Genomic DNA, 14,026 nt, shown 5'->3' with positions numbered 1-14,026 from the left:
CTCCCTCTCCCCTCCGGGGCACGCGGGGAGAGGGAACTGTTTGTGTTGCGTACTGATCATGGCGTGCGCCCCTTTTCCTGGATGGCGGCCTCGGTCGCCTTCTCGATCGCGTCCAATCCTTGCGGGTCTTTCAGGCCGGCGCCTTCCGCCGCCATGCGCGCCATCTTCGCCACGCCGGTTTTTACGCCGTCGCGCGCCGCGCTCTTGAGCTTGTCGCGAACGTCTTTGGGCAGGGCATGCGCGACGGTATCGATGACCGGATCGACCACATGCTTGCAGACGATATCCAGCGCCGAGTTCGCCTGCGGTTTGCGCAGGTCCGGCGGTAGCGGCTTCAGTGCGGCGTCGAGTACGCGCGGAGGTTTGTTCTCCAGCCCTAGCGGCGGATGGTATGTGAGGTCGATCCGTGGCTTGGGGTGCTCGAAAAAATCCACCGGTTTGTCTTTCGCCCTGGCCTCTGGTTTGGGTAGCAAATTTGCATGGAAACCTTCCTTGAGTTCAAAGCGCACCTCGACCCGCCGGTTCTGCGCATGGGGGATTTCGTCCTTGGTCTTGACTGCTTGGGCTCCGCCTTCGCCAACGCTGGTGGTGTGCATGATGGCGTCGGGCACGCCCAGGCTCTTCAGTGCATCGGCGGTGGCGTCGGCGCGCTGTTGCCCGAGTTGCAGGTTGTGTTCCTCGGTGCCGACCGTATCGGTGTGGCCAATGATGGTCAGCGTGGATTGCGGGTATTGGCGCAGAAGTTGCTCGATGTTGTGTGCGGTCTTGCCCAACTCTTTCAGATGTGCCGGTTTCAACACCGCCTTGCCGGTATCGAAATCGCTCAGTGTGGTGGAACCGAGCGCTGCTGCCATAAAGGGCGAGGCGTTGTTGAGCATCTGGTCACCGAGTGGCGGTTGTGTCGCGTGTTGTGCCGCCGGTGCCGGGCTGCGTTGCACGGTCGCGCTGGCGGTTGCCTTGGGTGCGACGTGTTCGCCCTGCAGCACCTGATCCGCAGCCTGATCGGCCTCGCGTTCGCTGGCGTCGCCAGGGTGGCTGAGCATCGGTGTGCCGGACAGCTTGGGTTGCGCCACGTGTGCCAGTTCGTGCGCCAGCAGGTGCTGGCCTTGGGTCGAATCGGGTCGATACTGGTCGGCGCCGAACACGATGTCGTGGCCGACGGTAAATGCCTGGGCCTGCAGGGTTTGCGCGACCCTGGCGGCGCTATCACTGGTGTGGATGCGCACATCGCTGAAGTCCGTATTCAGGCGCAGGCCGAACGACTGGCGCGCGCCGCTTGGCAGTGCTTGGCCCGGTGTGCGGGTGGCGTGCCGGATCAGTGCAGGCAGCGACGCTTCGGCGGTATCCATACTGCGTTCCCCGGGCGCCGATAGCGGAATGCTGCCAAGCCGCGAAGGCGTCGCCGTGCCTCCCAGCGTTGCCACGTGTGGTTCATGTAAGGCCGGTCGTGGCGCGGCGCTGATCGTGCCTGGCTTTTTCGCCAGGGTCGATGCTGGGCGAATCAGGTCACGCGACGGACGGAACGGGCTTCTGCGCATGTCACGCGCTCATGCTGCGTCGGTCCAGTTCTACACAATGCCGATAGAACGCCGGATCTTCGCTTTTCATGCGTTGTTCCAGGCGTTGTGTCACCAGCACGTTGTGCTTCGCATCACCTAGCAAATGCGTATAACCGGCCCGGGCCGCTTTCTGCGGGTCGAACGCGTCGTTCCAGCTTGGAAAAAGATAGCGGGCGTGCACACCGCGATAAGGCGAGTCCGGATGAAAGCGGTGATAGTCCAGGCAGGCTGCGAGCAAGAATTGCTCGATCATCATGTTGTAGCCGGATTTGTGCGGCAGTTCGGTCCACGCTGGCAAGTTGCGGGGATTCATGGCGACATCCAGCGCAAGCTGCGCGTAGTAGCGGATGAAATCCACCCTTTGCGCACCCAGGATGCCGCAATTTTCCTCGCGAAAGCCGTTATAAGGCTGCGACCGGTACCACTCCCATTCCGCCGGCAGCACCAATTGATGTTTGCCGAACGCCCATTCCATATCGCGCGGACCGCAGGCTTCCTCCAATGCATGCGCTTCGGGGCATTGCGCAAACACCGGTGTTTGAATCAGTCGGCTTGGCAAAGCCTTCCAGAGAAACACATCGGTGTCGATGTGGACGAACGGGCGGTCCTGGATGCTGTAGGCGTAGAGCTTTCCCAAGGCCCACCAGCCGACGTCGGCGCGGCGCAGGTTTTCCAGTTCGGTGGATACTTGCGCGAAGGAAAGGCCCAGGCGATCCACCAGCAAATCCGCACCGGCTTCATCGGTGACCAGCATCGTATCCGGATAGTGCTGGCGCGCCAGCCGCAGCGATAGACCCCATGCAAGCAGATGATGCACGGGTTCGCGCCAGATGCGCCCTTTAAAGGCGAAGAATGGCTTGCTCCAGAATGACCAGACGGCGCGCATAGGCATGGTATTAGAGGGTCCTTAGGTAAAGACGATTTGGCCGGTGACCGTGAACGACGCGGTCTGCGCCGCTGCGGTGCCCAGAGCGGTGTTGATGGCCGCACTCAAGGCGAACGTGTCGGTCACGCCTTCGGCGGGTACGCCGCTGAGAGTGACGGTAACCGTGACGGAAGCGTCGCCAGCCTTCACCTGCACGGTCGACGGCACGCTGGCAACGGTGGCGTCGCCATTGAGCGAGAGATGGATGGTGGCCGGCGCGATGGCCGTATAGTTCAGATAGATCGTTGCCTGCTGCACGATCGGTTGGGTGGTCGCGGCAGGTGTGGTCGATATCACTGTGGGCGTGCCGTTGTCCTGAACCGTCATGGCCGAATAGGTGAGGTCTACTTCGGTCACGGCGAGCACCGGATACAGATAGAACCAGCTTTCGAAATCGCTGGCCTTGTCGCTGTTGCCGGTGGGAAATTGCAGGTCGATGCGATCGCGTGAGTTGTCCGCCGTGCGCGCGGTCTGGCCAAAAGCCTGTCCGTCCAAATACAGCGTGCCGGTATTGCCGCGCCCCGCTGCGTACAGGCTGTGTCCGGGAAGTTTGACGCGTACTCGCCCAGGCCAGTTGTATTCGAGACCGGGCACCAATGCGGCGTTGAGGGCGATCAGATCCAGATCCTGCAATGTGCTGACGTCTTTATAGGGCAGGGTCCAGGACACCACGTCTTTCTTTTGCGTCAGTTTCGAATCGATGATGTCCGGGCTGCGAAATGCGGTCGGCGTGGGGCGTTCCACAGCGTCGAATTTTGCGTCCGCGAGATTCGCCTTCGAGGGGGTGGTTGGACTATTGCTGTTCTGCTCGCTAAAGGCGTAGTACGCATGTACGTTGTTATCGGTGGCGCGTTCCAGAATGATCGCTGTTTCCAGCGTGATGATGAAATTCGCGGGCGTCAGCGGGCAATTCAATGCGCTGTCGAACGTCACGACCAATCCGTTCTTGATCAACGTATCCAGCGTCATGGCGTCGTCGTTGGTCCAGTTGATCTGGGTGATGTGAATCGCCTTGGCGTTGGCATCGGCGGTCAGATCGGTCAGATTGGGGAACTGCCGGCGGCAATCGTCGATGGTGAAGGGCGAGCTGTTGTCCGTGTTGGCATATTGATCCAGCGTGTTGGCGTGAATACAGGCCAGCGGCGCGCGATGGATCGTAGCGATATGCGGCAGCTGATAGGTCTTGCCGTTACCGCCGCAGGGTGGCCAATCGATTTGTCCGGTAGCGGCGCGCGCGGGGATGGTCCAGGCATCGCCACGGGTGAAGTTGCCGCTGCCGAAACACACTTGGATGCCGTTTTCCAGGGCGATCCAGTTACTGGAAAGGGCGATGCCACTGGCGCTGGCCGAAGGGCCGGCCTGGTCCCACCGCCGCATGCGCGCGTTGCGCGACGTATTCACCGGCTGCACCGTCGTGGTCATGGTGACGGTGAGCGTGGACGGTTCGATGTGCTGGATTTGATACAGCAGTCCCGGCTGGTTCGGCGTGTCGCCGAACAGATAGGTGTCGTCGCTGATTTCCACCCATTGGCCTTGCTGGAAACCGAGGTTCGCATCCGGTCCCAGGCTGTTGACGACCACACTGCTGCCAGACACCGACTGGATGGCAACCACCACCGAACCGTTTTCGCGTGACCATTTGAAGGTGGCCGATGTCGGGTCTCCCGCTTGGTGAATCTCCACGCGATACAACTGGTTTTCCAGCCCGACATAACCGGCGGCGGGAATCGGCTGGCAACCACAATCGCCGGTGGCTGGGGCGGTTTGCGCGCTCATCGTGCCTGGTTCGAGCCGTTGCGGTTTGGCGTACATCGCTTTGCATGAGCAGGAAGATGAGGACGAGGTGCTGCCTGCATCGCCGCTGCCACGTTGGATCCCGACACCGACATTGCCGTTGTCGATCGGCATGCGCTTGAGGTCATGCTCGATCTTGAGTACCCCACCGGGTGCCAGGGCGTTGTTTGCCTCATTGAAGGCATTGTTGTCTTGAGTGGGCTGATCCAGACTCGCCACCACCCGCCATACGGTTTGTACGCGTGCGGTGGTATCGGCCTGACCCAATGCGGGCTCGCCGAGACAGGGGTCATCGAGCGCCGTAACCAGTCGCTGCCATACTTCCAGATAGACACACAGACAGGCATCGCTATCGGCTTGCGACAGCGCTTCCAGCAACTCCGTGCTGCTGTAGCTGGCGTCGAGCAGATAGGGCTGGTCGTCGTAATGCTGGTGATGGAGGTTGTCGCATAGCAGGCCGGCGACGTAATAGCGGCCTTTGCCGATGCGGATTTCGCCACGGGCGGTCACGCTGATCGCAAAGCCTGGGTCGTCCATGGGGGTGCCGTACTCGCCGATCACGTCGACGGTTTCGGCGCGGCGCAGGTAGCCGTCAATCATGCGCTGCTCGTTGGCGTCCGCATCGAGTTCGACCCGGCCTTGCTGTTGCAGTACGGCGGTGTAGTGCCTGCCGCGGTTGAATCGGATCCGGCTGAAGTCACCTTTCATAACCCGCACCTTGTCCGCAGATGTTGTCGTGGATAAGTGGCCTACAACAGGCCAACACCGATGCCGAACCAAACGCCGTCGTCGCCATCCTCGCCATCGCAGCAGGACTTCACCGCGCGCACACCGTAGCCGTAAGCAAGCGGTGGTGTACGTGGCCGCAGCAAGCTGCGCGATGGGTTAAGGAAAATGCCGCTTTGCAAAGAAACCGGCAGGTATTCCGGCGTGCGGATCCGCACGTTGGACACCGCCTGCGTTTCCTGAATCTGGTCGTACACGCCGATTTGGGAACCGTTGTCCGCACCGGTCCATATCGCCATCGGCACATCGCCGCTGAGCAAGGCATACGATGGATGGCCGAAGCGCAGCGTGATGAACGTCGGATCGAAGGCGCGGCCACGGTCGGCGTCCGGTGGCAGGCATTCGTAGCGACGTGGCGTGATCGAATCGAACGGCAGATAGCAGAAACGCACGCAACCGACCTGGCGACGGCTGCACCAGATGGCGGCTGGCCAGGGATCGTGGCAACCGGTGCGGGCAAAGAAGATCGTGTTGGAGGCCAACCGCAGGGTGCGGGTATGCAGCTTGCCGATCACGGTGCTGTCTTCGACGTGCAGGTCAGCGCCCGCCGAACAGCCATCCGCGCCTGCGTAAGCCACGCAGCAGGGCGAGGTGGCATCGACAATGCTCCCGCAGATGCGCACGCTGCCGGCGATATCCGCGTAGATCGGTCCGCTGATGCAGCGCGCCAGGCACACGCTGCTGTCACCGCGTAGCGTGATGCTCGGCTCACCCGCGGATAGCCCGGGACTGGCCGCATCCAAGCCGGGTACCAGGGTGGTATCGGCGATCTGCACCGATACCGCTGCGCCGTCGATGCGTAGCTGTCCGGCTATCCACACGCCGTTGATCAGCAGTTGCCCTGGCGGCGGTGTTTCACCTTCCGGCAGACCCGCGCCGGGGGTGCCGGTGATTTGTAGGTTGCCATCCAGGGTCACGCAGGCTTGATTCCAGATCACTTCGCGCGGGCCGCCGGCCGGCACCGGTTCGGCGGCGACGATAGCCAGGCCGCTGCCCGATGGCATCTGGATCGCGTTGGCGCCGGTCAGATCGATGGCGTAGCGTGCGAAGCCGGCGAGCACGATGATGCCGGTGGTGCCGGCGGGTTGCAGATTCCACAGCGTCACGGCGGCTTCCAGCGTGGGTGTGGCCACCGTGCCGACCTGAGCGAAGAAGTCGGCCTGTGCCGGCGCCTGGGTGGATGACTGTTGCTCGAGGCTGCTGCTGCGATCGTAGGGGCCGCCGCCGATCGCAGCGGGGAAACCGTAGTTGTAGCTCACGCACAGCGATTGCGGCGGTTGCAGATCCGCAGCGTATTGAATGCGGCCCAATTCCGGATCGATCGCGATCTTTCCCGCAGCGACGGTGCACCATGCGCCGCCCGGGCGATCGGCAAGATTGGCGCAGCGGATCATGCCGATATCCACCGGCACGCCATCGGCATACAGCATCAGGCTGGGGCCATAGAAGGCGCTCATGCGGCGCGCGAATTCTTCGCGGCCGATCGGCTGCGGCACATCCACGCGCGTGTTCAAGCGGCTGAATGGCGCCGTCATCACCGGCGGTTGCGAGAACAGGGGCGTGTCCACGCCCAACGCATGGAAGTGGAAACGCCGCGCATCGACGACGTAGGCAGCCGCCCGCGTGATCAGCCAGTTTTTCCAGCGCCACAGATAGACGGCTATATCGGGAATGTTGAAGCGGCCCGGGCCATGCAGATCGATATCCAGCGAGACCGGATCGGGATCGGCGACGGTGCGGATTCTCGGCGCGATGCGCCGCACGTCGATGGTACGGGAGCTGGTGTCGAACGCCGTATCCAGATACGACAGCGCGAGCCCGTGGCGGAGATTGAGCGTGGCGTCGTGATGCGGTCGTGGATGGCGCATGCTCTCGTTGACGATCAGCCGCTTGAATGCCTCCACGATCACCGCCGCACGGCCAGATACATCCATGGCCACTTGCTGCAGCGCGATCTGGGTGCCTTTGCGGCGGCGATAGCCGATGGTATTGGCGACTTCGGCACGGCTGTCGACGCTGGCGCGGGTCTGGTAGATCGAGTTGTAGCCGATCAGGTCGCCGATATACGGAATCACCCATGGCGCACAGGTTTCGATGAATTGATCGTCGTAAAGCTGCTGGATATTGTGTTCAACGATCGCAGACTGCGAGGCCAGCACCGCGAACAGCGCCTGCAGCGGGCCGCCGTTGGCGGCATCACGGTCGCGATACACCGCGGGCATCAAGGCGAACAGCTGGGCAGCGTCGAGGCTCATGGCGACCAGATTCCGAGATTGCCTTGCGAAGCAGGATCAAGCAGCAGCATCTGCGCGCCCTGCGGCGGCATGGCGCCGGCGGCGCAAAGTTGTGCGGGTACCGTCGTGCTGGGGCTGCCGCTGGGGAACAAGCCTTGCAATTGCAAGGCGATCACGCCGGGTGTTTGTTGAATGATCTGGACAATCGTGCTGGCGGCGACGTTTTGCGCTAATTCGAGTTGATCAAAGGCAAAAGCGTTGCCGAGGTTTTGCCACACCTGCGCCATGACCTGGTTCGGATCGTAGTCGGTCTCGTCGATATCGATATTCGCGACGATCTGGAAATGGATCGGCACGTACGACACCACGTTCAGCGGTACATAGGGATTTCCATACGTGCGCAGCGCTTTAGTCAGGCTGATGATGACGGGATCGTCCGCTGCGAACGTTGCGCCATTGGCGCCGACCACCGTGAGGAAGATGCTGCAACGGCCGTTGTAATACGCCCAGGCCGCCACGGCCTTGGCAATGCCGGCGAAATTGAGTGCGAAGTTCTGGTAATCCTCCAGCGACACAATGCGGCCGATGGTCAAGGTTGGCAGCGGCGCGCTGGCGCGTGCTTCAGGGGCGGTTGCTGGATCAGCCGCACCTGAAGCGGGGCTGGGATTGGTGACCGACATCAGCCCTTGCGGACGATCCAGCGGTTGCGAAAGCTGGCCGGCTGCGACCATGCCGCCACTACCGATGCCCGAGCGATACACGGCGCGGATATTGTTCTGCCCGGTTGGCGGGCACGCGCCCTCGGTACCGTTGCCGAATCGCACCACGGTCGCGCCGCTGGCATTGATCGAGGTGGTGTAGACGCGATCGGCCGGACCTGACGACAACAGATTGGGCACTTCCTGCCATTGCAGATTGTTCACCCACACTTGCAGCGTCGATTGCGTGCCATTGCCGGTGGGTGCGGTGACGTAGGTCAGCGGCGGTTGCTTGAGCGTGAACTGCAAAGCGCTGTTGGCTGCGTTGCCGGAGCCGAGGATTTCCTGCACGGTCTGGCCGTTGGTCGCCATCACCGCGTTTGCGTTCACGTTGACGGTGGTGGCGTCGTAAAGACCATTCAGCGGCGACAGCAAGCCCAGGGTGGTGAGATCACCGTCCACCGTGACGGCGTTGACCATGGCCGCTTCGCCTGCCGATGGGTCGCTGCTTGATGCGGGCAGCAGTTGCACGTAGCTGTTGGCGACTTGCAGCGTACCCTGAATGCCGCTCAAGGTTTGCACGCTCCAATTCGGTGTGCCGCCGCCGGTGGGAACGGTGGGCGGATACACATTCACCAGGAAGATCTGATTGTCCGCCACGGTGAGCGAAGCGGTGGATTGCGCGGGCGTGAAAGTGGCTCCCGCCGAGGGCAGCACTTGCAGACGCGCACGCAGTCCGGAAACGCCAATCGGCTGGCCCACCGCGATCTGTTGTCCGCCGTTGACCGTAATGCTGGCCCCCGCGACAGCTATCAGCAGGCCCGGCTGTCCCGCTGCGATGGGCGCGGCGCCGGGTGTGGTCAAACTGCTGCCGGCCACCGGCGCCTGCATGCCGGCGGGAATCGCATAAGCGGGGTTGTCGTTCCACTGTGCCAAGGGCAGGTTGGCCGGCGTTAGCTGCGTACTCTGTATATAGGCAGTGACGTTGCGGGTGGCACTGACGTAGGTCGACAAGATGTTGTCGATCTGCGTACCGATGGTGTCGCCCAGGTTTTCGCCCATGGCGAGGGTGAGCTGGGTGGTCTTGGTGGTCAGCGTGTACATATTGGGATTGGATTCCGCCGCTACCGTGATCGGAAAGAACGACGTCATCGCGTATCCATTTTGCGTATAAGTCAGCACGATCCACTGCGGTACATCAGTCGAAGGATTGAGCCCTGGATACGAAGCATCCAGGTTGATCATCTGCGAACCGATGACGTACTGGTCGAAATCCCAATCGGCGCCGGAACCGTTGTATCCCGTGATGTACTGCGTGGTCGATACCGGCAGGCTGGCCGCATTCGGTGCCTGCGCACCATACAGCGCGACTTTCTTGCCAAATACGTAAATGCAGACCTGTTGCGCGGTCATGCCGGCGGTGAAGCTGCTGACTAGTTCGCTGTCCCAGACGATCTGCATCATCTTCGCATTCGAATCGACATTCACTTCCACCACGTAGTGCACATCGCCAGGACCGGTATTGCTGGGAACGCCGTGGCTGGCGCTGACAAACAACAGCACGTCGCCGACGCTGATGTTGTTGGACGTGCCCTGGATCCACGTGCTGGTATCGCTGCCATACAACTGCCACGGTACGGTGGCTTGTGCGGGCAGGGCGTTGTAGTCGATCAGTGCGGTGATGGCGGCCGAGGTTTCGAACACCTGCGCCGTCTGGCCAGGGCCAGGCACGCTCTGCACGCGTGAGCCTTGCGGGATCGGCACATGGTCGGGCGCACCCGGTGCGTTCAGCAGCGTAAAGGAGAGGATGGCCGAGGCCGCCACACCCGGCGAAGGTACATAACCGATCAGTGCCGACAGTTCATACACCGAGCGTTGATCGACGGCCGTGCGCAGGAAGGCTTCGTTGGCGAAGCGCTCCTGGTAAAACGTGAGGATGTCCAGCACCACGGACCAACTGTCGATCAAGGCGATGGAGAAGTCGGTGCTATCGCGCGTGCTAAGCAGTTGCAGTGGCGTAAACGCCGATTCCGACAATTCGGCGAGCATGCTGGCATTGAACGTGGCGTAGCGGCCGACGCGATAGGCGATGGCCGGCAAGGCTGGCGGATTGCTGATCGCTTCCGGCGTTTCCAACGTGATGCCGGTGCAGCAGCCGCAGAGCTGTTCGATGGTGGTCTGGCAGTCGTTCATTTGCCGCCGTCCATTTGCAAGGTGAACAAGCCGTGGTCGAGGTGATCCGGATCGTTATCGCAGCAGGCAATCTCCAGCGGTCCCAGGCCGAGATAACCTTGCGCAACGCCGTTGACCCAAGGGTTGTCCATGCGGGTAAACGTGGTCAGGGATGCGGAGAGCACGCCATCCACGGCTTGCGCCGCGGCAATCAACGGACTGGCGTACACCATTTCGCCGAAGGTGAATTGGCTGGCATTGAGCAGGCCCGTCTGCCCGTTGCATTGATTGCCGGTGATGAACACGCGCATCAGCGCGGCATACACATCGCCCTGGAAGTACGCCGGATCCACGCAGATTTGCAGGGTGATCTGCAGGCCAACCATCACCGCGCCTTCCACCGCCAGGTCGGTGCCCATCATGCGCAGCAGGTTCAAGCGTTGTGTGGTGCCGCGGATCAGTGGCGTGGTCAGGCGGGTGACCGGCTCCACCGAGACGAAGGCGGTATACCAGCTACCGGTCCAGCGGAGGGTGCCGCGCGCTTGTTCGACGCCACTGATCTGTGCCGCCATGCTGCCGTAGTCCGCTTCGGTGACGCAGCGTTCCTGGGTTTGGAAGGCATACGGGGCGTATTGGCAAATGTGCTCCATGCTCTCCGCATCGGTGCCGCCTGCCGCCGCCAGCGGATTGCGCACGCTGCGCAAGGTATGAGGCGCAAAAATCACATGGGCGATGGCGTCGTGCCCCACATTGCCGACGCTGCCGTTGCCGATGCGGTAATGGGCGGTGAAACTCAGGCCGCTGGCGGGAGCCTGTCCGTATTGATCGTCGCCGAAGCGCAGGAACACGGCGCCGGTGTATTCGATTTCCGGAATGAACAACGCATCTTCCGGGCCGCTGGCCAACAGATCTTCCACCGGTTGCCAGGATTGGCCGTCGTCGCTCAACAGATGGATTTGCGCGAGTGCGCCGCTGGCTTCACCGATCGGAAATGCCGTAGCGGGCGCGGTCGCATCGTAGGCGATGGTGAAAGTGAGCGGCGCCTGCGATAGCTCAGGATAAAAGCGCGGCAGCGGCGCGATAGGTGCGGGTGTGCTGCTGGATGTGGCGCCGCATGGGCAACGGGTGTCGGCATCCGGAGCCGGTGGCGCGGCGGGCACGTTGCCGAGGGATTCGTTTTCAATCCAGATGCCGTGATCGGCGGGCACGATATTGCCCAGTGCAACACTCGCGTTGTACAGCGGTTGCCCGCCGGCCGTTGCCGAGGTCGTGGATGACAGGCATAACGGGAACGGCAAGGCATCGTCGCTTGACCAGGCAATGCGGGTGATCGGTTGGCCGTTGAGCGGATCGCAGAGCGGCAGCCCTTGGTAATTCGTCGTGGTAACACTCGTCAGGCGCACCGCCCAGCGATGGGTAGGATCGGCATCGTCGGGGCTGCCGGTAAGTGGACCAAGCGCCTCTTGGAAGATCAGCATCGAGTCGGGTGCGAGTGAATTCAGATGGCCAACCAGGGTCGCCTGCGTAGCGCCGGCCGGAAGACAGCAATCGGCGTCGCCCCAGGTATAAAAGTCGATCTGGTTCTGCTCCAGAAATAGTTGTGTTGCCTGCAGGCTGGCGAAGATGGGTTGCGTGCTGCCTTGAAGCAACTGCACCTGTTGCAGATTGCTCGGATCGATGACCGCAGGCAGACCTGGTGTGCGCACGTAGAATTCGGTGCCCTGGGGAATGACCACGCCGTCGGCCAGTGTTTCAAGATACATCCACACGCGCGCATTGCAGCCTTCGCCGATCATGTCATCGACCAGCCGCGCATGACGGCGCAACGAAATGCGGCTGCGCGCGGTATTCAAATAGGCTTCGGTGCTGACAGCGTCCTGCTGGTAGCTCAGGTGATCGGCGGCGTAGGCGAGCGCTTCCATCATTGCCACGCCCATGTCCGCCGCATGCGTTTCCGTCCAACCCGGCACCAGCACCGACATGCGGTCTTGCATCACCTGCAGGAAGCCGCCGTAGTCCTTGGCGAGATAATTGATGTCGGGCGGTGTCTGCGCAGGCGGCGGACAACTCTCGGCTGGCAGACAATCGACCGGCGTGGGGCAACCCGCCTTGAAGGAAAAGCTCAGCGTGGACAGTTGCGGGTCGAGTCCTTCCGGCGGATCGACGACATCGGGCGCTGCCACCAGCGAAAACGTATAGCGCGAGAAATCACCGGTTTCGTTCAACTGCACCGTGATGACCCGCGGATCTTCATCGCTGGCCGGCGTGATCGCGGTGACCTGCAAAGGCGTGTCGCCGGTGATGACGATATTGGCTGGGGCAAGCGCCAGTGCGCGCGCATCCTTGAGAAACGTCACCGCCAACTGGGTGCCGCAGCCGCACATGCCTGGCACCTCCAGATAATCGATGCCGTTGAGCGAGTTGCTGGCCAGTACCAGATCGCGGCGATTCTTTTGCGCGCAGAAGTAGATCATGAGCCGCCCCCGCCGCCGTACACGAACTGCTGCGTCTGTTGCTGCTGGGTCTGGATGACGGTGTAGACCACGGTGATCTGCAAGGTCGATTCCTGCACCACTACGTTGACCGCCTGCACGCGGATCAGATCGGATAGCCACATCTGCAAACCGGCCTGGATCACGTTCTGCTGTGCCGCCGCCAGCACATCGCTATTGGGCGAAAACACCAGTTGCGCGGTGCCGCTGCCGAAAGTGGGGCGGTTGACGCGCTCACCGGGCGAGGTGAACAGAATCTGCTCGATCATGTCGCTGATGTGCGTCAACGGATCGGTTTGCGCGGTGTGCCCGGTCGCGTCGAAGTGGTAGGGGAAGGCCAGGTTCATCGTCGCCTCACAGCGCCGTGACGCGCGTCTGGGCGACGCTGGCTATCGCCGGCGTGCCGTTCGGAAGGCAATTGGCCGTGCTGCTGATGCACAGCAGCGGTTGGCCGAACGAGGTGACGCGGGTAGTGCCCGTGGTGAATTGCGCGCTGACGCATGGCGGCAGCGGCACTGCCGGAATGCCGGGGCAGCCGACGATGCTCCATGGCGCCGACAGCCATGCAGTCGGCATGCCCATGATGGTGACCGCAGCATTGGGCACCGTCGGCATGCCCTGGCCGCCATGCACGCAGGTCACTGTAGCGCCTTGCTGGAGCAGGAAGCCGGGCATTAGAGCCTCCCTACGATCCCGGCGTAGCCCGCGCCGAGTCTGTGTGCCCGCCGGACTGCGTCCTCACTCAGTGGTGTATCGACATACACGCCTTCGTTCCTCCTTGCCCGTCAGGCAAACAGATCTCGGCGCGGGCCACGCCGGGATCGTAGGGAGGCTCTTACGTCACCACCAGCGCGCCGGCGTTAACGGTGACCGACGGCCCTGCCATCACGATGGTCGCACCCTGGCCGTTACTGATGATGATGCCGGTGTCCGACACCGAGATCATCGCGCCGGTGGTGGACTTGATCAGGATGCCGCCGGTGGGTCCCGGCACGTCGCTGATCATCAAGGTGTTTTGCAGCATGGTTTGCAGCACCACGGTTTGTATGGCGGGTGGTGAGGCCAGCGCCAGCGCCGGTACTTCCGCTGCCGAACCCCAATAACTGCCGACCCAGATCGGATAGTCCGGATTGCCTTGCTCGAACTCCACCCACACGCCGGCGCCGATGGCCGGCACCGCATACATGCCGCATTGAATGCCGCCGAACGGCATGCACGGCATGGCCCAGGTCGATGGCAGGATGTTGGAGACCGCCGGAATCTGCACCATCAGCCGACCAATCTTCATGAGGTCGACGTTATCGATCACCGTGGCTCGGTACTTGCCTAGATATTTGCCAGGACGCACTTCCATCGACTCGCTCCC

Annotated in this window: 9 protein-coding genes; all 9 read right to left on the bottom strand. The window is 62.2% G+C overall.

What is annotated here, in order from left to right:
• Positions 1 to 56 precede the first annotated feature (56 nt).
• Positions 57 to 1,538 carry a DUF4157 domain-containing protein gene (locus EO087_RS06145; protein WP_128898098.1) on the bottom strand — a complete coding sequence of 494 codons (1,482 nt, stop codon included), beginning with the start codon at positions 1,536 to 1,538 and terminating at the stop codon, positions 57 to 59.
• Between the two features lies 1 nt (position 1,539).
• Positions 1,540 to 2,451, bottom strand: coding sequence for a DUF6734 family protein (locus tag EO087_RS06140; protein WP_128898097.1), 912 nt, complete (start codon positions 2,449 to 2,451; stop codon positions 1,540 to 1,542).
• Between the two features lie 15 nt (positions 2,452 to 2,466).
• Positions 2,467 to 4,986 carry a DUF6519 domain-containing protein gene (locus EO087_RS06135; protein WP_128898096.1) on the bottom strand — a complete coding sequence of 840 codons (2,520 nt, stop codon included), beginning with the start codon at positions 4,984 to 4,986 and terminating at the stop codon, positions 2,467 to 2,469.
• 41 nt (positions 4,987 to 5,027) lie between these two features.
• The gene (locus EO087_RS06130; RefSeq protein ID WP_128898095.1) at positions 5,028 to 7,319 is read right to left on the bottom strand and encodes a hypothetical protein; all 2,292 of its coding nucleotides are present in this window, start codon (positions 7,317 to 7,319) and stop codon (positions 5,028 to 5,030) included.
• The gene (locus EO087_RS06125) at positions 7,316 to 10,189 is read right to left on the bottom strand and encodes a putative baseplate assembly protein (RefSeq protein WP_128898094.1); all 2,874 of its coding nucleotides are present in this window, start codon (positions 10,187 to 10,189) and stop codon (positions 7,316 to 7,318) included. Before EO087_RS06125 ends, EO087_RS06130 begins: the two co-directional genes overlap by 4 nt.
• A complete protein-coding gene (locus EO087_RS06120) occupies positions 10,186 to 12,642 on the bottom strand; it encodes a baseplate J/gp47 family protein (protein ID WP_128898093.1) in 2,457 nt (818 codons plus the stop codon). The genes EO087_RS06125 and EO087_RS06120 overlap by 4 nt, the downstream gene beginning before the upstream one ends.
• Entirely contained in the window at positions 12,639 to 13,007 is a 369-nt protein-coding gene (locus tag EO087_RS06115) for a GPW/gp25 family protein (RefSeq protein ID WP_128898092.1), read from the bottom strand. Before EO087_RS06115 ends, EO087_RS06120 begins: the two co-directional genes overlap by 4 nt.
• A 7-nt stretch (positions 13,008 to 13,014) precedes the next feature.
• Positions 13,015 to 13,335 carry a hypothetical protein gene (locus EO087_RS06110; protein WP_128898091.1) on the bottom strand — a complete coding sequence of 107 codons (321 nt, stop codon included), beginning with the start codon at positions 13,333 to 13,335 and terminating at the stop codon, positions 13,015 to 13,017.
• Between the two features lie 160 nt (positions 13,336 to 13,495).
• Positions 13,496 to 14,014 carry a phage baseplate assembly protein V gene (locus tag EO087_RS06105; protein WP_128898090.1) on the bottom strand — a complete coding sequence of 173 codons (519 nt, stop codon included), beginning with the start codon at positions 14,012 to 14,014 and terminating at the stop codon, positions 13,496 to 13,498.
• Positions 14,015 to 14,026: the final 12 nt, after the last annotated feature.

This window comes from Dyella sp. M7H15-1, assembly GCF_004114615.1.
In the GTDB taxonomy this organism is placed as follows: Bacteria; Pseudomonadota; Gammaproteobacteria; order Xanthomonadales; family Rhodanobacteraceae; genus Dyella_B.
This window is presented reverse-complemented; position numbering and strand designations above follow the sequence as displayed.

What these genes read in the sequence shown, in the direction of transcription:
- EO087_RS06145 (WP_128898098.1), bottom strand. Translation starts at nt 1,538, where the DNA reads ATGCGCAGAAGCCCGTTCCGTCCGTCGCGTGACCTGATTCGCCCAGCA.
- EO087_RS06140 (WP_128898097.1), bottom strand. Translation starts at nt 2,451, where the DNA reads ATGCCTATGCGCGCCGTCTGGTCATTCTGGAGCAAGCCATTCTTCGCC.
- EO087_RS06135 (WP_128898096.1), bottom strand. Translation starts at nt 4,986, where the DNA reads ATGAAAGGTGACTTCAGCCGGATCCGATTCAACCGCGGCAGGCACTAC.
- EO087_RS06130 (WP_128898095.1), bottom strand. Translation starts at nt 7,319, where the DNA reads ATGAGCCTCGACGCTGCCCAGCTGTTCGCCTTGATGCCCGCGGTGTAT.
- EO087_RS06125 (WP_128898094.1), bottom strand. Translation starts at nt 10,189, where the DNA reads ATGAACGACTGCCAGACCACCATCGAACAGCTCTGCGGCTGCTGCACC.
- EO087_RS06120 (WP_128898093.1), bottom strand. Translation starts at nt 12,642, where the DNA reads ATGATCTACTTCTGCGCGCAAAAGAATCGCCGCGATCTGGTACTGGCC.
- EO087_RS06115 (WP_128898092.1), bottom strand. Translation starts at nt 13,007, where the DNA reads ATGAACCTGGCCTTCCCCTACCACTTCGACGCGACCGGGCACACCGCG.
- EO087_RS06110 (WP_128898091.1), bottom strand. Translation starts at nt 13,335, where the DNA reads ATGCCCGGCTTCCTGCTCCAGCAAGGCGCTACAGTGACCTGCGTGCAT.
- EO087_RS06105 (WP_128898090.1), bottom strand. Translation starts at nt 14,014, where the DNA reads ATGGAAGTGCGTCCTGGCAAATATCTAGGCAAGTACCGAGCCACGGTG.